The organism is Inquilinus sp. CAU 1745 (assembly GCF_039839375.1).
Taxonomy (GTDB): Bacteria; Pseudomonadota; Alphaproteobacteria; order DSM-16000; family Inquilinaceae; genus JBDOQU01.
On the sequence record NZ_JBDOQU010000009.1, the window covers coordinates 68394 to 93029 of the forward strand.

Sequence of the window (24636 nt, forward strand, 5' to 3'; positions counted from 1 at the left end):
GTGCCTTCCTTTCTTGAATTTCCATCTTTCCGCTCTGCTAGACTGCCGCCGCGAACGGTGATTCTCGGGGGCAGGCGGCATTGGGCAGGGTATCGGCACTTCAGGAGGAGGCGCGGGCGTTCTATGGCGACGGCCGGCTGGAGGAGGCCGCCGACCGGCTGAGGGAGGCTCTCCGGCTTGACCCCGACGATCCCGAGTCGCGCCACCTCCTCGGCGTCGTCGTCGCCCGGCTGGGCGACCTTGAGGGCGGCGGCCAACTGATCGAAGCAGCGATCGCCCTGGCGCCGGCGGAATCCTCCTATCACGTCAATCTCGGCAATGTCCGGCAGGCCTCGGGCGATCTGGAAGGCGGGGCCGCGTGTTTCCGGCGCGCGGTCGACCTCGCGCCCTGGAACGCCTTGGCCCGGTTCAACCTGGCGCGCCTGCTGGACGATCTGGGCGATGCGGAAGGCGCAGCGGCGGAATATCGCCAGGCTATCGAGACCGCGCCTTGCTTCGCCGATGCGCACAACAACCTTGCCACCGTCCTGGAGACGATGGGCCGGCGGGAGGAGGCGATCGAATCCTATCGCCGCGCCGTGGAGCTGGAGCCGGACAGCGCGCTCTTCGCGGACAATCTGGGCAAGGCGCTTCAGAAGGCGGGCCGGCAGGGGGAGGCCGAACGATGGCACCGCACGGCTATCGGCCTCGCCCCCGGCAACGCGTCCTCCCACCGCTATCTGGGCGACGCGCTCCTGGATATGAAGCGGCCTGACGAGGCGGAGGAATGCTACCGGACGGCACTTGCCCTCGATCCCGGCCTTCCCGACGTGCATAACAATATGGGTCATATCCTGGAGCAGCGGCATCGCTACGAGGAGGCGGAGGCCTCCTATCGCGCTTGCGTCGGGCTGGAGCCGGGGCACAAGGCCGCGCTGACCAATCTGGGCCAGATCCTGTTCCGGCTGGGCCGGATGGAGGAGGCGCGCCAGACGTTCCGCCTCCTGCTGGCCAGCCACCCCGACAGTCCCGTCGCGCGCCACATGGTCGCCGCGACAACGGGGGAGGGGGTGGAGGACCGCGCGCCGGACGATTACGTCCAGCAGGTATTTGACGGCTTCGCCGCCGTCTTCGACGAAAAGTTGGCAGAGCTGGACTATCGCGCGCCGTCGCTGATCGCGAAGCTTTTGGCCGACAGCCTTGGCGCGCCGGAGGGCACGCTCGCGATCGCCGATCTCGGCTGCGGCACGGGCTTGTGCGGACCCTTCCTGCGGCCCTATGCGCGAATCCTGGCAGGGGTGGATTTGTCGCCCCGGATGCTGGACAAGGCGCGCGAGCGGGAAGTTTACGACGATTTGCTGGCGCGTGAGCTGACCTCCTTCCTGGAGGAGGAGCCGGCGCGTTTCGATCTGCTGATCGCCGCCGATACGCTGGTCTATTTCGGCGCGCTGGGGCCGGTGCTGGGCGCGGCCGCGCGGTCGCTGAAGAAGGGAGGAAGATTCGTGTTCACCCTGGAGGAATGGGCCGAGGAAGACGCCGAAGGTTTCGTCCTCACCCCCAGCGGCCGCTACGCCCATCCGATCGACGATGTGGTCCGGCTGCTGGCCGGCGCGGGCTTCGCGGACCGGCGAATCGCCCATGTCCATCTGAGGGTCGAGCGCGGCGTCCCGGTCGCCGGGCTGCTGGTGGATGCCGGCCTGTGATCCCGGAAGATCGCCCCGATCGAATAGAAGAGGCCAAGGCGTTGGAGGCCGAGGGCCGGACGGAGGAGGCGGCCGCGCTCTATCGGGACATCCTTGAACAGGATCCGGAGAATGTCCGGGCGCTCAACAATCTCGGCACGATCTGGGAGAATGACGGCTGGCTCGATTCCGCCCTCGGCCTGCTCGACCGGGCCATCTCGACCGCTCCTGAGATCCCGGTCCTCCACTACAACAGGGGCCACATCCTTCAGGGGCTGGACCGGACGGAAGAGGCCATCGACGCCTATCGGCAGGCGCTCGCCCTGGCGCCGGGCATGACCGCCGCGGCGCGCAATCTGAGTCAGCTCCTTTATGGCGAGGACAGGCTGGAGGAGGCGGCCGAAGTGCTGCGCCACTGGCTGACGGTCGAACCGGAAAGCGCGATCGCCCGTCACGCCCTGGCGGCCGTCACCGGGGAAGGCGCGCCGGATCGCGCGGCCGACGATTATGTGACCGGCATCTTCGATTCCTTCTCGACCAGCTATGACGAGAAGATGGCCCGGCTGGACTACGCGGTGCCGGGGCTGCTCATCTCCCGCCTCGCGCATTTGAGGGGCGAGCCCGCCGGATCGCTTGCCATCCTCGACGCCGGTTGCGGCACCGGCCTCTGCGCCGAAACCCTCAGGCCCTACGCCCGCACCCTCCAGGGCGTCGACCTGTCGGCTGGGATGCTCGCCAGGGCGCGGGATCGTGGGCTTTATGACGAGTTGACGGAGGAGGAGCTGACCGCCGCACTGCTGTCGCGGCCGGGGGCGTTCGATATCGTCGTCTCCGCCGACACGCTGATCTATTTCGGCGATCTCCGCCCCGCCCTCGCCGCCATCGCCGTCGGCCTCCGCCCCTCGGGCCACGCGCTCTTCTCGGTGGAGCGCCTGGATGAAGATGATGGCTTCCGCCTCGGCCCCAGCGGCCGCTATCTCCACAGCCGCCGCCACATAGAAGAAGCCCTCGCCGCCACCGGCCTCACCGCGATCAAGATCGAGGAGCTGACCCTGCGGCGTGAGGCGGGGAAGGATGTGGCGGGATATCTGGTGATCGCCGAACGGTAGCCCCTCACCCTCCCGCTTCGCGGGATCGACGTATACGTCGATCCCTCTCCCCGGTGGGGCGAGGGTGAAGTTGGTAGCCCTCGCCCCTCCGGGGAGAGGGTTGGGTGAGGGGACCTTGTTATTCCTTCTCCGCCACCACCAGATACCCCGCCACCGGCTCCTTCCCCTCCAGCCGCAGCGTCACCTCCTCCAGCGACAGCACGGTCAGCCCGCTCTCCTCGGCCGTCCGCGCCATATAGGACCGCTTATGGCTGTAGCGGCCATGGGCGTTGAGGTGGAAGCCGGGACCGTCCGCCTCCTCCGCCAGTGCCTCGACGGTAAAGATGATGCGTCCGTCGGGGGCGAGGCGGCCGGACATTCCCCTGAGGATATTTTCCAGCACGCCGAAATAAACCAGCGTGTCGCCGCATACGATCAGCTCGACCTCTTCGCCGGGCGCATCGAAATAGGCGCCCAACTCCGCCTCCGCCAACTCGTCGTATAGCTCGCGCCTGGCCGCTTCCTTCAGCATGTTCGGCGAAAGATCGACGCCGATCATGCGTCGGGCGAACGGCTTCAGCGCCAGCCCGCAGAGCCCGGTGCCGCAACCCGCGTCGATGATCGACAGCTTTTCCCCCCGTGAGCGCAGCCAGGGCAGGGCGGCGTCGGCGATCAGCTCCGGCACGCGATAGCTCAACCGCCCCAGAAGCTGGTCGTCGAAACTAACGGCGAAACGATCGAACAGAATCCGCACGAATCCATCCGATGCCCGTTCCGGCGTCTCATCGCCGGAGCAGGCGGCGCGCATGTGAAGCGCCGTCGGATGGCCGGGGGAATGCGCAAGCCAGCGGTCGAAGACCCTCACGGCCTCCTCCCATCGCCCGATCGTATGGTAGTGCCGGCCCAGCAATTCGTGGGCGGGGTCGTAGGCCGGGTCGAAGGACAGCGCCTTCTCCAACTCCGCCACCGCCTCCTCAGGCCGCCCCGCCTGTCGAAGGGTCGCGCCCAGAATATAGCAGCCTTCCACGGAGTCCGGCTGCAGCGCCAGCGCCCGGCGGCACGTTTCCTCCGCCCGGTCCAGGCTACCCTGGGAACGGTAGAGCGTGCCCAGACTGATCAGCGCCTCCGGCTGGTCGGGCTCAAGGGCCAGCGCGCGCTCATAGCAGGCGATGGCTTCGTCCGGCTTCTTCAGCAGCTTCAGGATATTGCCGAAATTGACATAGTAGCTCGGCACGTTCGGGTCGACGGCGATGGCGCGGCCGATCAACTCCATCGCTCCCCACAGATCCTGGTCGCGGACGGCGATTACCCCCAGGAAGTGGAGCGCGTCGGGCTGGTCGGGCTGCCTGGCCAACACCTCGCGATAGAGGAGCCTCGCCTCTTCTAACTGACCAGCCCGATGGCGTTCGACCGCTTGCTGGAGAATGTCCTGGACGGTCTGTTCCATGAAAAATCCCGATCGTTCTGATGTCGAAAGGGAGCATAGCGCCTGCCGCCTTGCCGAAACACCCTCAGGACAGGCGGGAGCAGCGGCGAAGGAACGCTTCCCGGTCCGCTTCCTTGGGAATCTGGGAGGCAAGGGCGCGCAGCATGTCGGACAGGGAGCGCGACTGGCTCGCGGCGCGGCGGACCATCACGCGAGCGATCGGACCCAGATGGAAGGCCAGCTCGGTCTCCACCGCGTTCAGCGCCGCCTCGTCGGGCGCGAAGGTCGTTCCTACAGCCGTCATGCCGGAAGGCGACGGCGACGCGCCGCCCGATCCGAGACCGAGGCTGGAAGGGCGGAGCGAGGATGTCGGCCGGCCTGTCGTCCGCGCTCCGGCGGTCGTCTCCCGGCCAAGCTGGAGGGCGCGCAGGAACTTCATCCTGTCATTCTCGTTGGGCAGGCGCGGCGCCAGCGCCTGGGCCAGATCCTCCACCGAATGATGGTCATGCGCGGCCTGGCGCACCAGCACGCGGGCGATAGGCCCGATGGTGGGCGACAGCATATCCTCGACGCGGCGCAGGAAGTCCTGGTCCCAGCCCTCCCGCAGATCCTCGCGCTGCCGCAGCGGCCGCATCTGGGTCGGCATCAGCACCGTCTGGTCCGGCACGATCTGGCCGCCGACGGGGGCGTCGCCGAAGGCTCCCTCAAGCGCATCGGCGAAAATCTGCGCGTTCTGGAACCGGTCCTCCGGCTGCTTGGCGAGCGCCCGCGCGACGATGGTCTCCAGCGAAGCCGGCAGGTTCGACCGAAGCTCCCTTATGTCGCGCGGCTTGTGGTTCAGCAGCCGGTAGAGGATTTCCGTCGCGGAGTTGCCTGGGAAAGGCCGCTCCCCGGTCAGCATCTCGTAGAGCAGCACGCCGCAGGAGAAGAGGTCCGACCGGTGGTCGACCTCCTGGCCCATGCATTGTTCGGGCGACATGTAGCTGGGCGTGCCCAGCACGGTGCCAAGCTGCGTGGCGTTGACGGTCCCGATCCGGGCGACGCCGAAATCGGCGACCTTCACATGGCCGCCTTCCAGCAGGATCACGTTCGCCGGCTTGATGTCGCGATGCACGATCTGCCGCTGATGGGCATAGCCCAGCGCGCTCAGGACCTGGAGGACGATCAGCATCACCTCGCGCGGATCGAACACCGTCCGCTGGCCGATCAGGTCCGCCAACTCCCGCCCCTCGACATACTCCATCGCGATGAAGGGACGTTCGGAATCGTCGAAGAAATCGTAGACGCCGACGATGTTGGGATGGCTGCACCGTCCGGCCGCCTGCGCCTCCCGGCGGAACCGGCCCAGGAATTCCTCCCGGTCCTGATGGTCCAGAAGGTCGGCGCGGACCACCTTGATCGCGACCGGCCGGTCGATGACCGGGTCGTGTGCCCTGTAGACGACGCCCATCGCGCCGCCGCCCAGCCTGTCCTGGATTTGATAGCGGCCGAGCGTCGTCGGATCGGTGAAGTTACTGGCGTTCAACGGATTTTCCCAAAACGGCTTAATGTCCCAGCATCTGCAGGGCGTTCTCCAGACTGCGCCTCATCCGGGCGAAGGATTGGGACAGGGAGGATATCTCGTCCGATCCCTTGCGCTCATATTCCTCCACGTCCAGCCGCCCCAGGCTGACCGCTTCGGCGACGGCCGACATTCTGACCACGGGACGGATGACCACATAGTGCAGCAGCAGGTTCAGGATGACGACAACCGCGATGAAGACAACCGCCAGGACGCCCATGATGATGAAAAAGCCGCGCCGCGCATGCTCCAGCGGCGCCGACATCGGCACCGTCACCACCTGCGCGCCCACCACCTCGTCCAGCTTCCAGCCGAAGCCGTTGGCCGTGCCGTACATGTCTATCATGGAGGGGGGCGCCGCCGCCGGAACGCTGTGACAGGTCAGGCACGAGGGATCGCCGACGCGAATCGGCTGGGCCATGTTCAGCACCAGGCCCGTCGGCGTCATCCGCTGGGACACGATCTCCGTCCGCTCGGGGTCGTTCCTGAATTCGTGGATCAGGTCGGCCTCCCAGTCCGACGCCCGGTCGATCGGATTGGTCGGGTTGAGGGCGGCTTCCTTGTAGGTGAAGGCCGGGAAATCCTCATGCAGCGCCCGGAGGTTGGTCTGGGCGGCGTAGGACGGCACGGAATGCGGCAGGAACTCATGCTCCAGCCGGTCGGCGATCAGCGGCCTGATCTCCTCGGTGGTGTATTTCCTCACCGCCTGCGCGCTCGCCATCATGATCTCGGCCTGCCGCACGACCTCCCGGCGGGCGTCCTCGCGCACAAGCTGCCAGGTCAGCCCTCCGGCCAGCGCGTAGCCGATCCCGAAGGCGACGATCATCACCAGGTTGAATTTCGCCCGTAGCCCCATGAATCCCCCATCGCGCGGACGCGGAGTCGTCCCGGGGCCCGACTATGACGTGATTCGATGAAGCGAGGCTTAATGAAGGGGCGTTTTTTCCAGGGGCAGGGCCAACATGGTTCGACAGGCTCACCATGAGGTTGTTTATCTTGGTTGGTCATTCCCGACCTGATCGGGAATCCATAGGCCCTTGCCGCGTCGCCGATGGTGCAAGCATTGTAGCCGTCCGGCCACCATCGACACCGCATGGATTCCGGATCAAGTCCGGAATGACCAATAAAAACAGAGTCATGCCTGGATTGCGCGCGACCCCTCAGATCGCGCAATCGGTTTCCGGCGTCCGGCCGGCGATGGTCAGGCCTCGGGTGGCGATGCAGGGTTCCGGCGGCGTGAGGGCGAGCGTCAGGGTCGAGAGGATGTCCACTGGCGTCCCTTCGGCCTGCCCGCCGGCGTCCGCCAGGAAGGCGCGGGCGGCCTGTTCGGTGTTCGGACCCCAGTCGCCGTCGGGTTCTCCGACCTCATAGTCCAGCGCGGCCAGCCGTTCCTGCAGCGCCCGCACCGTCGCCGCACGGGGCAGTCCTTCGAACCCCCGTTCGGCATAGGCGGCGGCGTCGGTGCCGGGAAAACCGGCGGCGCGGGCGTAGAATTCCGCCGCCTTCACGGGGTCGGCCGCCACGCCGCGCCCGTTCTCATGGGCCCAGCCCAGATTGGCGTAACCCCAGGGGTTGCCCAACCGCGCGGCCTCGCCGAACCAGAAGGCCGCCTCCGCCTCGTCCGGCTCCAGCCCGTGGTCCCCCAGATACATGAGTGCGAGGTTGATCGGCGCCTGCGGCTGGCCACCCCGCGCCGCGCGCTCGTACCAGTGCCGAGCCGCCTCAGGATCCTGCTGCACGAAATAGCCGTTGTCGTACATCAGCCCCATATTGTTGAACCCGTAGATATCGCCGGCATTGGCCGAGGCGTCGAACAGCCGGTAGGCCTTCTCATGGTCGACCGGCACGCCGTTCCCCTCCAGATACATCGTCCCCAGATGGTTGTAGGAGAAGGTGTGCCCGCCCCGCGCGGCCTTGAGGAACCAGTTCAGAGCCGCCTCCATGTCCGGTTCCCCCAGCACTCCGTTCTGGAAGATACGTCCCATGCTGTTGGCGGCGTAGAGGTCGCCCTTTTCCGCGCCCTCGCGATAGAAGCCGACCGCCGCATCGATATCGCGCTCCACACCAAGGCCGAATTCATAGGCCGCGCCCAGCGCGTAGAGCGCGGTGACGTGTCCTTCCTCCGCCGCCTGGATATAAAGGTCCAGGGCTTCCCCATGCCGTTCGGCGGCCGTTAGGGCGCGGGCGAGCTGGAACTTGAAGCGCGGCTCCTCGGGGAATTCCGCCACCGCGGCCTCGCAGGCGGGGACGGCCAGCGCCGGCACGATCTCGTTCGGATAGTTGCCGATCACCACGCCCTGCGGATCGAACCGCGCGCCGGCCAGTAGGTCGCAATCATGGGGACGGACCCTCGCCTCCACCGTGTAGCTGATCGTCTCCGGCTCGGCCGCCTGGACGAGAAGGCCGCGCCCTGTCTCCACCGCTCCCAGCGTGAACCGGTCGCGCGCCTCCAGCACGCCCTGAGCGGGCCGGTAGGCCAGCGCGGTGATCGTGACGGGTTCGCCCAGCGCGTCGGGCGTCAGCGCGGTTTCGGTGCCATCCATGTTCGTCACCGTCAGCACGCCATTCTGCGGCAGGGAGGTGAAGGTCACGGTCGTCGGCCGCTGCCGCAGGGAGAAGGTGGTCATCCCGGTCCCCAGGAACACGTCCAGCGCCGCTTCCTGCGTCACCGGGTTGCGCGGCGGCGCGGGATCGTCGATCGCGGCGTCCTGCGTCGCCTGGGCGGTGTCGGTCAGGGTGGCGATGCGAAGGCGCGCATCCTCCACAAAATCCCCTTCCGGATAGAGCGCGAGGAACCGCTCCAGAAGCGCTGGATCGCCGGTGCGGGAAACCAGCGTCCAAAGCTTATATTCGTCTTCCGGCCTCGCCTCGCCTTCAGCGATCACGAGCCCGCGGGTTGTCCGCGCCATTTCCTCCACGGCCGCCCGGTGCGCGCCCTGAGGGTGGATCTTGAGATAGGCTTCGGCTCCCAGCGGCCGGCGCTCCTCGTCCAGCGCCGCCAGCAGCAACCAGTCCAACTCCTCCTGCCCCGGCGCGGGCGGCGTGGTGGCGATCTGGATGCGGTCGCGGCGTTCCTCCACCGTCTCGGCCGGCGCGGCCGGATCCTCCGCCTCCGCCACCACCGGCTCCTCAATCGGGTTGAGGTAGAGCGGCGACACCAGCGCCTCCTCCACCCACGGGATCTGCGCGCCGGCCGTCATCTCCATCACCCGCCGGCGCACGTCGCGGAACATCAGGCCGATCTCCAGCCCCGGCTGCTCCAGCGACTGCACCAGCGCGGCGGCGAACGGGCTGTTGGCGCCGGACCCGTCATAGGCGATCTGGCCGGGCGCGGTGGCGTAGGCGATCAGCAGCCCGCTCACCCCATCCAGCCGGGCGAGGCCGCTGGTCAGCGCCGTGCCGCCGGCATAGCCGGCGGGCGCGATCTCCGGCGGCAGAGGATTGTCGCGGCAGGCGTCCAGGATGATCACGCCGACCGTGGGATCGGACGCCTGGACGGCCTGGACCACGCGCGATACATCGATCGCCGTCGATTCCGGGTCGCCCATCGCGGCCAGTGCTGAATCCGTGGTCAGCAGGTAGTTCACGCCCTCGAACTGGACGCCATGGCCGGCGAAGTAGACCAGCGATATCTCGGCGTCCCGCGCCCGTTCGCTGTGGGCGGCCAGCGCCTGCTCCATCGTCGCCTTGTCCGCGTCGATCAGGATCTCCACGTGGAAATCGAGATCCCGTAGCGCGTCGCCGGTCAGCCGTGCGTCGCTGGACGGGTTGCGGAGCGGCCTCAGCGTCTCATAGGCGCTGTTTCCGATGATCAGCGCATGACGTTCGCCCGCCGCCGCGCCGGCCGAACCGGGGCAGAGCAGCACCAGCAGGAGAAGGGCCAGAGCGGCCGTGAAATATCGAACAACGCCGTGGGGAATTTTCTCGACCATCAGCACCATGACCGGCGGTCAGTTCCAGCCGCCGCCTCCGCCACCCCCAGAACCTCCGCCGCCGCCTTCGTTTCCGCCGCGATCGTTCACGGCGGCGCGGGTAGCGGTTGGCCTGGAAGGCGGGGTTGGGGCGGCACTGGGCGCAACCACCGGCGCGGCGACGGACCGGGCCGCCGGATCGCCGCCGAGGGTGGCCATCAACTCGTCGAAATCCATCTCCTGCCACAGATCAGGTCGCGGCTGGCTGCCCATCGACTGGATCAGGGGGGACGGGTTGCGGTCGGTGATATAGCCGGCGATCGACCAGGTCGTTGGCTGGGTCGCCGACTCGTTGTTCGGGCTGACCGCCACAAGCTGATCGATCGACTGGCTCAGCGCGGGCGTCGCCGTCGCACAGATAAGGGCAAGGGCCGCGCCGTAGGTTCGCATCATTGCCGCCTCCATCGCCGGATCAGGGGCCGGCGCATTGTTCGAGCGACTGCTCGATCTCCCGCTCCAGGATGGCCAGTTCGGCGTCGGAGGCCTGGCAGCTTCCGACCGAATGGATCATCTCCAGCGTCGCCATGTCGAAGGCCGTGGTCACGGGCTGGGATGCCTCGGCGGCCCCCGCCGGCTTCAGCCCGTCGAGCGCCATGAAGCGCAGAACGGCGAAGCTGCTGTCGCCGCCCAGCAGATTGCAGCGCACCGCGACGCCCAGGCTGCGCCCGCACTGCGCCGCCTGGTCCATGACGTTCGCCGATGGCTGACTCACGGCCGCGCTCTGCGTCGGCTCGGGGCTGAAGATCGACATGATATCGTCGCCCGAGGACGACTGGCATGAAGCCAGCGCCATGGCGGCAAGGAAGATCGACGCAACGACATTGACGGGACATGAACGCATCGCTCAACACCCCGGATCGATAATTTCGTTGCCGATATTAGCGCGATCTACATAAGGAAACTACCGCAAATGTGATGCGTCAGGCGCGGGGCGGCGGCTTCGGCGGGCGGCGGCGCAGGCGGACGATCGTTTCGTCCAGGGCGGAAAGGAAGCGCGAGCGGTCGCGCTGACCCATCGGCTTCGGCCCGCCGACGATGTCGCCGCCGGCTCGAAGGTCGGCCATGATCGCCCGGTCCGCCAGCGCCGTGCCGATCGAGGCGGCGGTGAAGGGGCGGCCGGTGGGGCCGATCACCGAAGCGCCGGCTTTCAGACACCGGTCGGCCAGCGGGATGTCCGCCGTCACCACGATGCCGGACGGCCCCGCCCGCTCCGCGATCCAATCGTCGGCGGCGTCGAATCCGTCGCCCACGATCACCCGCTCGATCAGCGGGTTCGTCGGGATCATCATGAAGGAATTGGCGACGACGAAGACCTTGATCCCGTAGCGGGCGGCGACCTTGTAGATCTCCGCCTTCACCGGGCAGGCGTCGGCGTCAATGAAGATCTCGAGGGAGGAGGGTGCCGTCACGATGCCATCTCGGCGGTGGCGGGCGTCTCTTCGGCATTCGGGTCGCCCGGCGTCGTCTCCCAGCCCAGCGTCGGCAGGATGGCGATCCGCTTGCCGTAGGCGTCGTCGCGGCAGACGACCAGCCCGTACTGCTCCAGATGGTTGAGCAGGCTGCGCCCCCGGCGAGGGGAGCGGCTGCCCCGCGCCCAGGCCAGCGCATGGTCGGACGGGCAGGGAGCGCCATCCATTCCGGCGCGGGCCAGAAGCAGGAAGATGCCCTGAAGATCCTCCGGCAGGCCGGCGGCGGCTTCCACCGCCCGCTCCCATTCCGGGCTGTCGGCGGCTTCGGGATCGACGCCAGCCCGCGCCTGGTCCAGCCGGCGGCGGAAGGCGGGCAGGTCGGGCAGCTTTCCCGTCACCCGCAGCACGCGGCAGCGCACCAGGAAATCCTGATAAAGAACCGGGACGGACCGGAAGGCGGCGTCCGGTTCCACCAGTATGTCGCGCAGGATGGCGACGAAGGTCGAGGCTGCCTCCGGCCCGGCCTCCTCCTCCCCGGCGGCCGGGGAGGGCGTCAGGACGGGCCGCGAACGGCTCAGCTTCGCCAGCAGGTCGGCCGTGGCGATCTGGGACGGCTTCATGGCGGGCGGCCGGATCACCGGCTTCGTCTCCTCGAACTTGCCGGGCGTCAGGATCAGGTCGCGCGCATCCTCCGTCGATGTCGTCGGCAGCGGCATCAGCTTCGGGCTGCCGGCGCGCGCGGCGGTCTCCACCTCGCCGATTGTGATCTTCAGCGGCCGGCGCGCCATGGCCGGGCCCAGGGCGATGAAATGCCCGCGCTCCAGGTCGCGGAACATCTCCGCCTGCCGGCGCTCCATGCCCAGAAGATCCGACGCCCGGGCCATGTCGATGTCCAGGAAGGTCCGGCCCATCAGGAAGTTCGACGCCTCGGCCGCCACGTTCTTCGCCAGCTTCGCCAGCCGCTGGGTCGCGATCACGCCGGCCAGCCCGCGCTTCCGGCCCCGGCACATCAGATTGGTCATCGCGCCCAGCGACGCCTTGCGCGCCTCGTCCGCCACGTCGCCGGCGGCGGCGGGGGCGAAAAGCTGCGCCTCGTCCACCACGACCAGCATCGGGTACCAATAGTCCCGGTCGACGTCGAACAACCCGCCCAGGAAGGCGGCCGCATGGCGCATCTGGCGCTCGGTCTCCAGATTCTCCAGGTTCAGGACGACGGAGATGCGATGCTGCCGCACCCGCGCGGCGATCTGCTGCAACGCCGCCTCGGTATGTTCCGCGGCGTCCACGACGACATGGTCGAACCGGTCGCCCAGCGTGACGAAATCGCCCTCCGGATCGACGATGACCTGCTGCACCCAGGAGGCGCTCTGCTCGATCAGCCGGCGCAGAAGGTGGGACTTGCCGGACCCGGAATTGCCCTGGACCAGAAGCCGGGTCGCCAGCAATTCCTCAAGATCCAGCGTCGCCGGCGCGCCCGCGCCCGTCACGCCCATATCGATGCTGACCTTCGTCGCCCCTGACATCAATGCTCCCGGCCGGTCTTGCCCGGCCCCGTTCCATCCTCGCGAGCGCTCCCCTATACCCGATATCGTGACGCGCGCCGATCCCCCACCTTGCTTGACGGGACTTGCCGTCCTCCTTAACCCTACCGGCCGGGGAGGCGCCGGGGGAGGGCGACAAGGAATGAAAAGCCGTTGAGCGCCGGTCATCTGCTGGTCGTCGACGACGACCAGGCGATCCTCGACCTGCTGACCGATTTCCTGTCGGAACATGGCTTCACCGTCGCCACGGCGACGGACGGGCGAACCATGGGCCAGGCATTCGACGCCCGGTCCTTCGACCTCGTCATCCTGGACGTGAAGCTGCCGGGGGAGGACGGGCTGTCGCTCGCCGCCCGGCTGCGCGCCACGGCCGACATCCCGATCGTCATGCTGACCGGCCAGGGCGGCGACATCGACCGCATCGTCGGGCTGGAGCTGGGGGCCGACGACTATGTCGTGAAGCCCTTCAATCCGCGCGAGCTGCTGGCCCGCATCAAGGCGGTGCTGCGCCGGTCGCGCGGAACCGACGCGCCGCGCGGGGAAGGCGAACGGCCCGACCGCCGTCGGTTCAGGGGCTGGGAGGTGGATCTGTCGACGCGCGTGCTGACTGGGCCGGACGGAAGGCCGGTGTCGCTGACGCAAGGGGAGTTCAACCTGCTTGAGGCGCTGGTGCGCGCGCCGAACCGGATCCTCAGCCGCGACCAGCTCCTGGCAATGACCCGGCTGACCGACAGCGACGTATTCGACCGCACGATCGACGTGCTGATCCTGCGTCTGCGCCGGAAGATCGAGCCGAACCCCAAGACTCCCAGCCTGATCCGGACCGAACGCGGCCTCGGCTACGTCTTCGCCGCCGATGTCGAGACGGTCTGACCCGGCCGGTCCAGCACCGTCCGGACGTTGCGGGCCAGCGTCCACCGGTCATAGGGTTTCTCGATCAGGTCCAGATGGCGGTTCAGCCGCCCCTCGTCGACCAGGGCGTCGCGGGTGAAGCCCGAACAATAGAGCGCCGGCAGCCCCGGCCGGAGCCCCGTCGCCTCGCGCACCAGGTCGGGGCCGGTCATGCCGCCGGGCAGCACGACGTCGGTGAAGATGAGGTCGATGGGTGCCTCCTCGCCCAGCAGCGCCAGCGCCGCCGGCCCGTCTTCGGCCTGCCGGGTCCGGTAGCCCAGCCCCTCCAGCATCTCCACCGCCACGTCCCGGACGGCGCGATCGTCCTCCACCACCAGCACCGTCTCGTCGCGCCCGAGCAGATCGGCCAGCAGCTCAGGTGCGGCCAGCTCGGAGCGCGCTTCCCGCGCCCCGCTGCGCGGCAGGTGGATGATGACGGCCGTGCCGCAGCCCAGCCGGCTCTCGATGCCGACATGGCCGCCCGACTGGTTGACGAAGCCATGGACCATGCTGAGCCCCAGCCCGCTGCCGCGTCCGACGTCCTTGGTGGTGAAGAAGGGCTCGAAGACGCGCGCCAGCACGTCGGGCGGCATGCCATGGCCGGTGTCGGCGACGCGCAGCCGGACGGCGTCGCCCGCCGTCATGCCGAACGATGTGGCGGACTCGCGGTCCAGCGTGCGGTTCCCGGTCTCGATCCTCAATGTCCCGCCCTCGGCCATCGCATCCCGGCCGTTGATCGCGAGGTTGAGGAGCGCGTTCTCCAACTGTCCGGGATCGATCACCGTGGTCCACAGGCCGGGGGCGAGGTCCGCTTCGATCGCAATGGTCTCCCCCAAACTGTAACCCAGAAGATCCAGCATCCCCTCGACCAGCGCGTTCAGGTCGGTCGGCTGGGGCTGCAATGTCTGCCGGCGGGAGAAGGCCAGAAGCCTCTGCGTCAGCAGCGCCCCCCGGTCCGCGGCGTCCAACGCCCGGCGCGCTCGCCGCTGGAGGATCGGCCGGTCCTCCAGCCCGTCCTCCAGCAGGTGCAGGTTGCCCACGATGGCGGCCAGCAGATTGTTGAAATCATGCGCCACGCCGCCGGTGAGCTGGCCCACGATCTCCATCTTCTGGGCCTGCCGCAACTGCTCCTCGGTCGCCTTGCGCTCCGTCAGGTCGGTATGGATGGTGACGAAGCCTCCCGCCGGCATGGGGTTGGACCGCCGCTCCACCGTCCGCCCGTCGGGCAGCGTCTCCTCCCGCCGTACGCCATCGCGCACCCTGTCGCCGGCCATCTCGCCCGCCGCCGCCTCCGACAGGCCGTAGATGGTGAGATATTGCGGATTCCAGGCCACTGCCCTGCCGTCGGCGTCGAACACGGCAAGGCCGTCATTCATGCTGTCGAAGGTGGCTTCCAGCAGCTTCGTTTTCTCGCTCAGTTCCCGCGCCAGCCGGTCGCGCTCGAAGGCGTTGTCCTTGAAGATGTTGAACGCCCGCGCCAGCGCCCCGATCTCGTCCGGCCGGTCGGTCGCCGGCACCTCCACCGCCCGGTTGCCGCCGGCCAGCCGCATCATGGAATCCGTGACGGCGGCAAGGTTGCCGCCCAGATCGCGCACCACGTACCAGGCGGCGAGCGACGCGGCCAGGACGCAGATCGCGCCCAGCGCCAGGATGCTGGTCTTGCCCGCCGTCACCGCCGCATTCGTATCCTGGGACCGGCGCGCCGCGCCCGCCTCCACCATATCGACCAGCGCCGCCACCCGCTCGCTCAACTGCGCGGACAGCGCGCGGGTCAGCGCCAGCAGGTAGGAGGTCCCGAGTTCTCCGTCCAACTGCTCATGCCGGATGGCGAATACGCTTGAGGATCCCAGCCCATAGGCTGTCATCCGGCCCATTGCCTGGCGGAGATCCCGCGTCAGGGCAGGATCGCCGACCGCGCCCAGATGGTCTTCCGCCATCGCCACGCCTTGGTCGAACTCGCTTTTGAGGATCTGAAGGCTGGAAACGCTGGAGGCCGTGGTGGCGGCGGTCATCACGTCGGATAGATGCCGCGCCTCGCCCTCGATGGCGGTCAGCGCCCTCAGCGTGCGGGAATCCCCATCCAGCCTGTTGGCGCGGGCGAGGATTGCCGTCGCCTCCCGCCGGGCGGTGGCGAGACCGAACAGGGCCTGCTGAATGTCGGCGCGCAGATGCAAATTGCGCCGGGTCGTCTCTATCAGGTCTGTCAGCGCCGCTTCCATCCGAAGCACCAGGGCCTCGATGGTGGTCCGGCTGCCCTCGGCGCGCGGCAGTTCGGTTCGCACCAGGGTCAGGATCTCGTCCAGCTCCCGCCGCAGCCGCTCCCGCTCGTCGTCAAGCTGGAAGGGCGTCGCGACGCTGGCGATGAAGGGCGCCAGCGCCGCCAGCCCCGCCGCTCGCTCCGCCACCGCCATGGATTGCGATATCTCCGGCAGGCTCTCCCGCCTCAGCGCGTTCAGCGACTGCTCGGTATTGCTGAACCCCACCCAGCCGACCACGCCGACCGCGATGGTCAGCGCGACCATGGTCGAGAACGCCAGCAGAAGCCGCGTCTGGGCGCGTGGACGCCATCTCAGCCCAAGGATGCTCATCGTCGCCTTATTGTAGCGGCTCCTGGCGCGGACGGGGAATCCCGGCGCATGGCGGAGAGGTGATCAAGCTTCCGGACCCAGGGCAACATATTCGGCCGCGAGGAAATCCAGGAGAGCGCGCACCGAAGGCAGCAGGCCCCTGCGGGAAGGGAACATCGCATGGATGATCCCGGTTCTGGGAGCCCATTCCGGCAGGCAGTCCACCAGCGTCCCCGCCCGCAAATCCTCGGCCACCACCATGGTCGGCAGTTGCACGATCCCGACGCCGCTCAATGCGGCGAGCCGTAGGGCGACCATGTCCTCCGTCACGAAACGGGGCGCGTGGCGAATTTGCGCCGTGGCGCCGTCCGGCCCCTCCAGGCACCAGTCATAGTCCTGATGAGGCGGCCCCCAGGCCAGGCTCGGCAGCGCGCCCAGATCAGCCGGGACGGCCGGCGTCGGCAGGCGCCGCATGAGCCCCGGATCGGCCACCAGCCGTTGCGGGCTCTGCGCCAGGACCTTCATCACAAGGTCGCTTTCCTCCAGCGGTGGGAAGCGCACCCGGATGGCTATGTCGAACCCTTCGCGGATCAGGTCGACCCGCCGGTTGGTGCTGACAAGATGCACGTCCACTTTGGGGCAGGCTGCCATGAAGCGGGCGATCATGGCGCCGACCTGGAAATACAGCACGGAGGGCGGACAGCTGATCCTGACCGTCCCCCGCGGTTCGGCCCGCCTTCTGTCGACCGCTTCCAGCGCCGCCTCGGCTTCGACCAGCATCGCGACGCAATGCTGATGGAATTCCTGGCCGATCTCGGTGACGACGAAGCGGCGGGTCGAACGGTGGATCAGACGGACGCCCAGCCGCTCTTCAAGAAGCCCGATGCGCCGGCTGAGCCGGGATCGCGGTACGCCGAGCTTGCGGGCGGCGGCGGCGAAGCCTCCCTCATCCACCACGGCGGCGAAGAAGCGAAGGTCGTTGAGATCCTGCATGGCGTCATTGTCCTATATTCAGGACATTGAAGCGCAGAATCGGCCTCTACCGCCAGACCTGGTTCGGTTCCAGATTCCTCTCGAGCAAGGCGTCCATCACGACGCCGCGAGAGGAGAAGCGATATGAGAAAGATCCTCGGAGTCTATGGCGGCCCGCAGCCGCATTGGGTCGGCGACGGGTTTCCCGTGCGCTCGCTGTTTTCCCACGCCAGCCATGGCGACCATGTGAGCCCCTTCCTGCTGCTGGACTATGCCGGCCCCGCCGAATTCGCGCCGGCGGACAGGCCGCGCGGCGTCGGCGTCCATCCGCATCGCGGGTTCGAGACCGTCACCATCGTCTATGAGGGCGAGGTCGAGCACAGGGATTCGACGGGCAAGGGCGGCGTCATCGGACCTGGTGACGTTCAATGGATGACGGCGGCCGGGGGTATCCTGCATGAGGAATTCCACTCCCCGGCGTTCACCCGCAAGGGCGGAACCCTCCAGATGGTCCAGCTCTGGGTCAACCTCCCGGCGAAGGACAAGAACGCCGAACCCGGCTACCAGAGCCTGCTGGACCGCGACATCCCCAGCGTCAACCTGCCCGACGAGGCCGGGACGTTGCGGGTCATCGCCGGCGATTATGAGGGGCATCGCGGCCCGGCCCGCACCTTCACGCCCATCGATCTGTGGGACGTACGGTTGCGGCGGGACGGTGTTGCTTCCCTGTCCCTGCCGGAAGGGCGCACCGCGATCGTCGTCGTGCTGAAGGGCACGGTGCAGGTGAATGGCGACGCCATCGCCCGCGAGGCCCAGTTCGTCCTGCTGGACAGGACAGGCGGCGAGATTTCGCTGGAGGCGAACGGCGATGCGTCGCTGCTTGTCCTCGGCGGCGAACCCATCGACGAGCCGGTCGTCATGCACGGCCCGTTCGTCATGAATACGGCCGACGAGATCAGGCAGGCGGTAAGCGATTTTCAGGACGGCCGCTTCGGCAAGATTCCGGCCTGAAACGCTTAAGGAACCAGGTGGCCCCGGTATCCGCACGGGGTCGCCCGCCAACGGCGAAAGCTGACATTCGCGGACAGCCCAATGGAAGGAGCACGACCATGACCAGACCCTATGTCCGTCTCGACAAGGATCAGGCCGCCGTCTTGATGGTGGACCATCAAGCGGGCCTGCTTTCACTCGTCAGGGATATCGATCCCGACAAGTTCAAGAACAACGTGCTGGCCCTCGCCGATCTCGCAAAATACTTCAAACTGCCGACGATCCTGACCACCAGCTTCGAGGACGGCCCGAACGGACCGCTGGTGCCTGAACTGAAGCAGACATTCCCCGACGCACCCTTCATTCCGCGACCGGGGCAGATCAATGCCTGGGACAATGAAGATTTCGTCGCCGCCGTCAAGGCAACGGGGAAGAGGCAACTCATCATCGCGGGGGTGGTGACGGAGGTCTGCGTCGCCTTCCCGGCGCTGTCCGCGATCGAGGAGGGTTTCGACGTCTTCGTGGTCACCGACGCCTCGGGCACGTTCAACGAGATCACGCGGCATTCGGCCTGGAGCCGGATGGCGGAGGCGGGCGCTCAACTCATGACATGGTTCGGCCTCGCCTGCGAACTGCACCGCGACTGGCGCAACGACATCGAAGGGCTGGGAACCTTGTTCTCCAACCATATCCCCGACTACCGCAACCTCATCGGCAGCTACAACACCGTCAAGGCGGCCCGGTAGATCGAAAGGAGCGACGGCGATGACGAAGCTCATCGGACTTTCGGGCAGCCTGCGTGACGGTTCGTACAACACGGCTCTGCTTCGCGCGGCGGCGGGTCTCGTGCCCGACGGGGTCGAACTTGCCGTCGCGACGATCCGGGGCATCCCGCTCTATGACGCGGATCTGGAAGCGGCGGAAGGCATTCCGCGGATTGTCGCGGACCTGAAGGACGCCATTGCCGCCGCTGACGGGCTGCTGCTCGCCACGCCGGAATACAACAATTCGATTCCCGGCGTGTTCAAGAACGCGATCGACTGGCTGTCGCGCCCGACGGAGGACATAGGACGGGTCTTCGCCGGCAAGCCGGTCGCCGTGATCGGGGCGTCGCCGGGCGGTTTCGGAACTGTCCTGAGCCAGAACGGATGGCTTCCCGTCCTGCGCTACCTCGGGACCAGGCCATGGTTCGGGGGGCGGCTGCTGGTATCCCGCGCGAACGGCGTCTTCGATGCCGGCGGCGTTCTCACCGATGACGCAGTCACCGACCAACTGCGCCGGTTCCTCCAGGGATTCGCCGCTTTCGCCGCCACTGAAGAATGAAGAAGCCCCGGCCGATCATGTCGGCCGGGGCCTTTCGCGCCGCGCTATTCCTCGCTGGTCCAGCCGGCGTATTCGTCCAGATTGTCCTTCGTGACCAGGGTCACGGGGATCAGGATCGGATCTTCCGTCGGCGGGTTGCCCTGCATGATGTCGTAGCCGACCTCGACCGCCCGCTGCGCCATCACCAGCGGGTCCTGCGCGGCGGTGGCGGCGAACAGCGTGTCCTCCATCGCAAGCTGGGCCTCGGCGTCCGGGGCGCCGTCGACGCCGACAATGAAGAACTCATCCCGCTGCGCCTGCTTGGCGGCCAGGTCCGCACCGATGGCCGTTGGATCATTGATCGCGAACACGGCGTCAATGTCCGGGAAAGCGGTCAGGAGCGAGGTCATCGCCTCAAGACCGCCTTCACGGCTGCCGCCGGCGTTCTGGTTGTCGGACAGGATCTCGATCTCCTCATATTCGGCCAGCACGTTGTGGCAGCCCTCGACCCGGTCCGCGACGGCGGAGACGGGCGGGCCGTTGATGATGACGACATTGCCCGCGCCGCCCAGCCGCTCGGCCAGGTATTCGCAGCCGACCTCGCCCGCCTGGACGTTGTTGGAGGTCACGGTGGCGTCCGCGCCCTCGGCGTTCACGTCGACCGCGACCACCACGATCCCGGCTTCCTTGGCGCGCTGCACGGCCGGAAAGATGCCCCGGCTGTCGGCCGCGTTCAGCACGATCATATCGACGCCCGCCGCGATGAAATCGTCGATCTGGCCGACCTGGCGGTTCAGATCGTAGCCGCTGGAGACGACCGTCACTTCAGCGTCGGGATTGATCTCCTTGGCCGCCAGCTCCGCGCCGCGACCGATCTGGACGAAGAACGGATTGCCCAGATCGCCGACCGTCACGCCGACGGAATTCAATTCCTGCGACCAGGCTGCCGGGGCCGTGCCCATCATGGTCAGGGCGACGAGGCTGAAACCGATGCTCTTTCTCACGTCTTCGATCCTCCCTTTGGGGTTGGTCCTTCGCGGACCGTTCCGCGAAGTCCTGTTGCGGGGCGCGGCGGCCCCGGTTCCGCTACGCCCGGCCGCTCGCCCGGACGCGGTATTTGTCGATGATGACGGCGATGATGATGACCAGCCCCTTCACGACCAGCTGCCAGAAGAAGGAGACGTTCATCAGCGTCAGCCCGTTATTCAGCATGGCGATGATCAGCGCCCCGAACAGGGTGCCGATCACGGTGCCGATGCCGCCGACGAAGCTGGTGCCGCCCAGGATGACGGCGGCGATCGCGTCCAACTCGTAGCCGACGCCCAGATTGCCGTTGGCGCTGTAGAGCCGGCTGGCGCTCATCACCCCGCCCAGCCCGGAGAACAGGCCGGAGATGGCGTAGACGAACATCAGCACCAGCCCGACCTTGATGCCGGTCAGCCGCGCCGCCTGCGCGTTGCCGCCGACGGCGTAGACATGAACGCCCAGCACCGTTCGGCGCAGGATGAACCAGCTCAGCGCCACGACGCCCAGCGCGATCACCACCAGCCACGGCGCCGGCCCCAGATAGGCGTTGCCGATCCATTCGAAGCTGATCTCGCTGTTGATGACCGTGGTGCCGCCGGCCAGCAGATAGGCGACGCCGCGTAGCGCGGTGAACGATCCCAACGTCACGATGAAGGGCGGCAGGCCGACATAGGCGACCAGCGCGCCGTTGGCCGCCCCCATGGCGAGACCGGTCAGGAGCGCCACCGGGATCGCCGCCCACGACCATTCCGGCGCCAGCGAGGTGATGATGGCGACGACGGCCGTCGATCCCAGGATCGCGCCGACCGAAAGGTCGATGCCGCCGGTCAGGATGACGAAGGTCATGCCGGCGGCCAGCACGATGTTGATCGAGGCCTGCCGTGCGATGTTCAGCAAATTGCCTTCGGTCATGAAGTTGGGCGCCAGGAACGAGAACACGATCGCGATCGCGATCATCACCGGCAGGATGCCCAGCGACTGCACGGCGTCCCGCGCCAGCGCGGCCCTGAAGCTCTTCTTGTGGGAGGCTTCGCTGGTTGTCGTCATTGTCCTTGACCCTGAGTCAGTTCGCCCTGCGTCAGTTCGGAAGTGCCGGTGGCGTGCGCCATGACCGCCTCCTGGGTGATCTCCGCGCCCGTCTCGCCGCCCAGCTCACCGACGATCGCGCCTTCGCGCAGCACCAGGACGCGGTCGCTCATGCCGATGATCTCCGGCAACTCGCTCGATATGAAAATGACGGCCACGCCCTTGGCCGTCAGCTCGTTGACGATCCGGTAGATCTCCGCCTTCGCGCCGACATCGACGCCGCGCGTCGGCTCGTCCAGGATCAGCACCTTTGGGTGGATCGCCAGCCAGCGGGCAACCAGAAGCTTCTGCTGGTTGCCGCCGGACAGGCCGCCCGACCGCACGTCGCCATGATTGACGCGGATGCTCAGATCGCCGATCGCCGATTGCGTCAGGCTTTCCGCCTTGCCGCGGTTGTAGATTCCGCCCGGATGGGCGTCCCGGCCCAGCACGCTGATCGCGATATTCTCGCGAACCACCATGTCGAGGAACAGGCCCTGCTCCTTGCGGTTCTCCGGCAGGTAGCCGATCCCGGCCTTGATCGCGTCGCTCGGCTCCCGCACCGAAAGCGTCTCGCCCTCCAGCTGGACCGTGCCGGCGGTCGGCCGGTCCGCGCCGAAGATCAGGCGCGCCAGCTCCGTCCGCCCGGCCCCGACGAGGCCGCTCAATCCCAGCACCTCGCCCGCCTTCACATGGAAGGTCGCCGGCTTCACCTTGTCGCCGTCGGTCAACCCCTCGACCTCCAGCACGGTGTGGCCGATCTCGGTATGGCCCTCCTTGCGGAAGAAATCCTTCAGCGTCCGGCCGACCATCATCTGCACCAGCTTCGGCGCGGATAGCTCGTCCCGGTCCAGGCTGCCGATATACTGGCCGTCGCGCAGCACGCTCACCCGGTCGGCCAGCTCGTAGACCTCCGCCATGCGGTGGCTGATATAGATGATGGCGATGCCGGTTTCCCGCAGCCGGCGTATCAGGTCGAACAGCCGGTCGGTTTCCCGCGCCGACAGGGCCGTCGTCGGCTCGTCCATCACCAGCACGCGGCTCTGCCGGTGCAGCGCGCGGGCGATCTCCACCTGCTGCTGTTCGGCGATGGAGAGGGAACCGACGATCGTTCCGGCGGAGAAGGGGGCACCCAGGCTGTCCAGAACCTCCTGCGCCTCGGCCCGCATCTCGGCCCGCCGGACGAATCCGAAACCGTTCCGCCGTTCGTCGCCCAGGAAGATGTTCTCCGCCACCGTCAGGTTGGGCGCCAGGCTCAGCTCCTGATAGATCAAGGCGATGCCGGCCTCGCGCGCGGCCTGCGGGCCGGTGATGGAGACGCTCTTCCCCTCGATCGCGATCCGTCCCTCGTCGGCGGCGTAGGCCCCGGCCAGGATCTTCATCAACGTGGATTTGCCGGCGCCGTTCTCGCCCATCAGCGCGTGGATTTCCCCCGGCCACGCGGTCAGGCTGACATCCTTCAACGCCTGGACGCCCGGAAACCCCTTCGATATGCCGCGCATCTCAAGCGCGGGCGCTGGCCCAGCGGTCAACGGCTCCTCCCCTTGCTGTCCGGCGGCGATCGCATTTCAGAAGGCGACTCTTGTCCCACCGACGCGGGCACATCAGGACATCAGCCGTGTTAACCGCGAATTTCACCGAAGGCCGCACCGGTGAAACAAATGAAACGAAATCGGAACGACGGGCGCACCGGGGGGCCAAATGGAATTACCACTTGATCGTCCGGCAATATCTTGAGCAGAGTGAGAGGGGAGACCCCATAGGCGGTAGTCGACCGCCTGCCTTTTCCGTCAGACGAAGCGGACTTATTAACCATTTTCGTGAATGCTTCCGGGACTTCACGGAAGTCCAGGCCGCTTCGTCAAGGATCCTTGGATGCTATATCATTTCTATGAGCTTCAGCATGCGGCGGTCGCGCCCGCCAGGATCTTCGCCGACCATGGGCAGCACCTGTTGCGCAGCCCCTTCAACCCCTTCTCCTACACGCTTCCCGGTCGGGCGCTGGCCGCCGGGCTCGACCTCTTCGAACAGACGACGCGCCGCTACGACAAGCCCGGCTTCGGCCTCGACGCCACGGTGATGGAGGGCAGGGAGGTTGCGGTGGAGGAGGAGATCGTCCTCCGCAAGACCTTCGGCCAGTTGAAGCATTTCAGGCGCGCGACGCGGCGGCCGCGCGACCCGCGCCTGCTGATCGTCGCGCCGATGTCCGGCCATTACGCCACCCTGCTGCGCGGCACTGTGGAGGCGATGCTTCCCGACCACGACGTCTATATCACCGACTGGCGCGACGCGCGCGAGGTGCCGCTCCATCACGGATCGTTCGACCTCGACGACTATGTCGACTACGTCATCGACTTCCTGCGCTTCCTCGGCCCCGACACCCATGTGATGGCGGTGTGCCAGCCGGCGGTGCCCGTCATGGGCGCCGTCTCCCTGATGGCGGCGGACAAGGACCCGGCGACCCCGGCTTCCATGGTGCTGATGGGCGGCCCGATCGACACGCGGCGCAGCCCCACCGCCGTCAACCGGCTGGCGGAGGAGAATTCGCTGGGCTGGTTCGAAGTCAACGTCGTCTCCCGCGTGCCGCCGCCCCATATGGGGGCGTTCCGCCGGGTCTATCCGGGCTTCATGCAGCTTGCCGGCTTCATGCAGATGAATCTGGGCCGCCATATCGACGCCCATTGGCAGATGTTCAATCATCTGGTCCAGGGCGACGAGGAAAGCGCCGCCTCGAAGCGCGCCTTCTATGAGGAATACCGCTCGGTCATGGATTTGACGGCGGAATTCTACCTCCAGACGATAAAGGTCGTGTTCCAGGACCACGCCCTGCCGAAGGGCGAATGGGTGTCGCGCGGCCGGAAAGTCGATCCCTCCAGCATCGCGAACACCGCCGTGATGACCGTGGAGGGGGAGAATGACGACATCTCCGGCCTTGGCCAGACCCGCGCCGCACATGATCTGCTGACCGGCCTGCCCGACGCCATGAAACGCCATTACGAACAGAAGGCGGTCGGCCATTACGGCATCTTCAACGGCCGCAAATGGCGGAACCAGATCAGCCCGCGCGTGAAGGCGTTCATCCGCGAACATCACAAGGCCGGCTGAGCGCACTTCAATACGAAAACGGCCCCGGAAAATCCGGGGCCGTTCGCGTTCAGAAGCTCGG

General features: G+C 67.4%; 20 protein-coding genes. 7 read left to right on the forward strand and 13 right to left on the reverse strand.

Annotation, left to right across the window (positions count from 1 at the left end):
- Positions 1-80 precede the first annotated feature (80 nt).
- Together AAFN89_RS12340 and AAFN89_RS12345 are read left to right on the forward strand one after the other, a co-directional pair.
- Positions 81-1682, forward strand: a complete 1602-nt coding sequence (locus AAFN89_RS12340; protein ID WP_347539359.1) for a tetratricopeptide repeat protein — start codon at positions 81-83, stop codon at positions 1680-1682.
- On the forward strand, positions 1679-2770 hold the full coding sequence (locus tag AAFN89_RS12345) for a tetratricopeptide repeat protein (RefSeq protein ID WP_347539360.1): 1092 nt from the start codon (positions 1679-1681) through the stop codon (positions 2768-2770). Before AAFN89_RS12340 ends, AAFN89_RS12345 begins: the two co-directional genes overlap by 4 nt.
- A gap of 118 nt (positions 2771-2888) precedes the next feature.
- Here the strand turns inward: AAFN89_RS12345 and AAFN89_RS12350 are convergent, their stop codons facing one another.
- The 8 genes from AAFN89_RS12350 to AAFN89_RS12385 form a co-directional block, all read right to left on the reverse strand.
- The gene (locus AAFN89_RS12350) at positions 2889-4196 is read right to left on the reverse strand and encodes a tetratricopeptide repeat protein (RefSeq protein WP_347539361.1); all 1308 of its coding nucleotides are present in this window, start codon (positions 4194-4196) and stop codon (positions 2889-2891) included.
- Between the two features lie 64 nt (positions 4197-4260).
- A complete protein-coding gene (locus AAFN89_RS12355; protein ID WP_347539362.1) occupies positions 4261-5700 on the reverse strand; it encodes a serine/threonine-protein kinase in 1440 nt (479 codons plus the stop codon).
- 19 nt (positions 5701-5719) lie between these two features.
- Positions 5720-6592: a DUF3365 domain-containing protein gene (locus AAFN89_RS12360; protein ID WP_347539363.1), complete on the reverse strand. Its 873-nt coding sequence runs from the start codon at positions 6590-6592 to the stop codon at positions 5720-5722.
- Positions 6593-6896: 304 nt separating this feature from the next.
- Positions 6897-9668 carry a caspase family protein gene (locus tag AAFN89_RS12365; RefSeq protein ID WP_347539364.1) on the reverse strand — a complete coding sequence of 924 codons (2772 nt, stop codon included), beginning with the start codon at positions 9666-9668 and terminating at the stop codon, positions 6897-6899.
- An 18-nt stretch (positions 9669-9686) separates the two neighbouring features.
- Positions 9687-10100, reverse strand: coding sequence for a hypothetical protein (locus tag AAFN89_RS12370; protein WP_347539365.1), 414 nt, complete (start codon positions 10098-10100; stop codon positions 9687-9689).
- Positions 10101-10119: 19 nt separating this feature from the next.
- Positions 10120-10548, reverse strand: a complete 429-nt coding sequence (locus AAFN89_RS12375) for a hypothetical protein (protein WP_347539366.1) — start codon at positions 10546-10548, stop codon at positions 10120-10122.
- Between the two features lie 79 nt (positions 10549-10627).
- Positions 10628-11116: a YaiI/YqxD family protein gene (locus AAFN89_RS12380; RefSeq protein ID WP_347539367.1), complete on the reverse strand. Its 489-nt coding sequence runs from the start codon at positions 11114-11116 to the stop codon at positions 10628-10630.
- Positions 11113-12639 carry an ATP-binding protein gene (locus AAFN89_RS12385; RefSeq protein WP_347539368.1) on the reverse strand — a complete coding sequence of 509 codons (1527 nt, stop codon included), beginning with the start codon at positions 12637-12639 and terminating at the stop codon, positions 11113-11115. Before AAFN89_RS12385 ends, AAFN89_RS12380 begins: the two co-directional genes overlap by 4 nt.
- Positions 12640-12810: 171 nt before the next feature.
- Between AAFN89_RS12385 and AAFN89_RS12390 the strand changes: the two genes are divergently transcribed.
- Positions 12811-13530: a response regulator gene (locus AAFN89_RS12390; protein WP_347539369.1), complete on the forward strand. Its 720-nt coding sequence runs from the start codon at positions 12811-12813 to the stop codon at positions 13528-13530.
- On the opposite strand, the gene AAFN89_RS12395 is transcribed toward AAFN89_RS12390, so the two are convergent.
- Positions 13497-16136, reverse strand: coding sequence for an ATP-binding protein (locus AAFN89_RS12395; RefSeq protein ID WP_347539370.1), 2640 nt, complete (start codon positions 16134-16136; stop codon positions 13497-13499). The genes AAFN89_RS12390 and AAFN89_RS12395 overlap by 34 nt on opposite strands.
- A 63-nt stretch (positions 16137-16199) precedes the next feature.
- Positions 16200-17108 (reverse strand): LysR family transcriptional regulator, encoded by a 909-nt coding sequence (locus tag AAFN89_RS12400; protein ID WP_347539371.1) that lies wholly within the window; start codon positions 17106-17108, stop codon positions 16200-16202.
- 123 nt (positions 17109-17231) lie between these two features.
- Here AAFN89_RS12400 and AAFN89_RS12405 point away from each other — a divergent pair, with 123 nt between their 5' ends.
- The 3 genes from AAFN89_RS12405 (at position 17232) to AAFN89_RS12415 (ending at position 19400) form a co-directional block, all read left to right on the forward strand.
- On the forward strand, positions 17232-18098 hold the full coding sequence (locus tag AAFN89_RS12405; protein WP_347539372.1) for a pirin family protein: 867 nt from the start codon (positions 17232-17234) through the stop codon (positions 18096-18098).
- Between the two features lie 98 nt (positions 18099-18196).
- Positions 18197-18823: an isochorismate family cysteine hydrolase YcaC gene (gene ycaC, locus AAFN89_RS12410; RefSeq protein WP_347539373.1), complete on the forward strand. Its 627-nt coding sequence runs from the start codon at positions 18197-18199 to the stop codon at positions 18821-18823.
- A 19-nt stretch (positions 18824-18842) separates the two neighbouring features.
- Complete coding sequence (locus tag AAFN89_RS12415) at positions 18843-19400, forward strand: NADPH-dependent FMN reductase (RefSeq protein ID WP_347539374.1); 558 nt, start codon at positions 18843-18845, stop codon at positions 19398-19400.
- A 44-nt stretch (positions 19401-19444) separates the two neighbouring features.
- Here AAFN89_RS12415 and AAFN89_RS12420 read toward each other — a convergent pair whose 3' ends face one another.
- From AAFN89_RS12420 to AAFN89_RS12430, 3 genes are all read right to left on the reverse strand, one after another.
- On the reverse strand, positions 19445-20383 hold the full coding sequence (locus AAFN89_RS12420; RefSeq protein ID WP_347539375.1) for an ABC transporter substrate-binding protein: 939 nt from the start codon (positions 20381-20383) through the stop codon (positions 19445-19447).
- An 82-nt stretch (positions 20384-20465) separates the two neighbouring features.
- Positions 20466-21452 carry a ribose ABC transporter permease gene (locus AAFN89_RS12425; protein ID WP_347539376.1) on the reverse strand — a complete coding sequence of 329 codons (987 nt, stop codon included), beginning with the start codon at positions 21450-21452 and terminating at the stop codon, positions 20466-20468.
- The gene (locus AAFN89_RS12430) at positions 21449-23002 is read right to left on the reverse strand and encodes a sugar ABC transporter ATP-binding protein (RefSeq protein WP_347539377.1); all 1554 of its coding nucleotides are present in this window, start codon (positions 23000-23002) and stop codon (positions 21449-21451) included. The genes AAFN89_RS12425 and AAFN89_RS12430 overlap by 4 nt, the downstream gene beginning before the upstream one ends.
- A 343-nt stretch (positions 23003-23345) precedes the next feature.
- On the opposite strand from AAFN89_RS12430, the gene phaZ reads away from it, so the two are divergent.
- Positions 23346-24575 (forward strand): polyhydroxyalkanoate depolymerase, encoded by a 1230-nt coding sequence (phaZ, locus tag AAFN89_RS12435; protein WP_347539378.1) that lies wholly within the window; start codon positions 23346-23348, stop codon positions 24573-24575.
- The last annotated feature ends 61 nt before the right edge of the window (positions 24576-24636 follow it).

Bases quoted from the DNA above. Each gene is read 5' to 3' on its own strand.
- AAFN89_RS12350 (WP_347539361.1), bottom strand. From the start codon at position 4,196: ATGGAACAGACCGTCCAGGACATTCTCCAGCAAGCGGTCGAACGCCAT.
- AAFN89_RS12360 (WP_347539363.1), bottom strand. From the start codon at position 6,592: ATGGGGCTACGGGCGAAATTCAACCTGGTGATGATCGTCGCCTTCGGG.
- AAFN89_RS12365 (WP_347539364.1), bottom strand. From the start codon at position 9,668: ATGGTCGAGAAAATTCCCCACGGCGTTGTTCGATATTTCACGGCCGCT.
- AAFN89_RS12370 (WP_347539365.1), bottom strand. From the start codon at position 10,100: ATGATGCGAACCTACGGCGCGGCCCTTGCCCTTATCTGTGCGACGGCG.
- AAFN89_RS12375 (WP_347539366.1), bottom strand. From the start codon at position 10,548: ATGCGTTCATGTCCCGTCAATGTCGTTGCGTCGATCTTCCTTGCCGCC.
- AAFN89_RS12385 (WP_347539368.1), bottom strand. From the start codon at position 12,639: ATGTCAGGGGCGACGAAGGTCAGCATCGATATGGGCGTGACGGGCGCG.
- AAFN89_RS12395 (WP_347539370.1), bottom strand. From the start codon at position 16,136: ATGAGCATCCTTGGGCTGAGATGGCGTCCACGCGCCCAGACGCGGCTT.
- AAFN89_RS12400 (WP_347539371.1), bottom strand. From the start codon at position 17,108: ATGCAGGATCTCAACGACCTTCGCTTCTTCGCCGCCGTGGTGGATGAG.
- AAFN89_RS12405 (WP_347539372.1), top strand. From the start codon at position 17,232: ATGAGAAAGATCCTCGGAGTCTATGGCGGCCCGCAGCCGCATTGGGTC.
- ycaC (WP_347539373.1), top strand. From the start codon at position 18,197: ATGACCAGACCCTATGTCCGTCTCGACAAGGATCAGGCCGCCGTCTTG.
- AAFN89_RS12415 (WP_347539374.1), top strand. From the start codon at position 18,843: ATGACGAAGCTCATCGGACTTTCGGGCAGCCTGCGTGACGGTTCGTAC.
- AAFN89_RS12425 (WP_347539376.1), bottom strand. From the start codon at position 21,452: ATGACGACAACCAGCGAAGCCTCCCACAAGAAGAGCTTCAGGGCCGCG.
- phaZ (WP_347539378.1), top strand. From the start codon at position 23,346: ATGCTATATCATTTCTATGAGCTTCAGCATGCGGCGGTCGCGCCCGCC.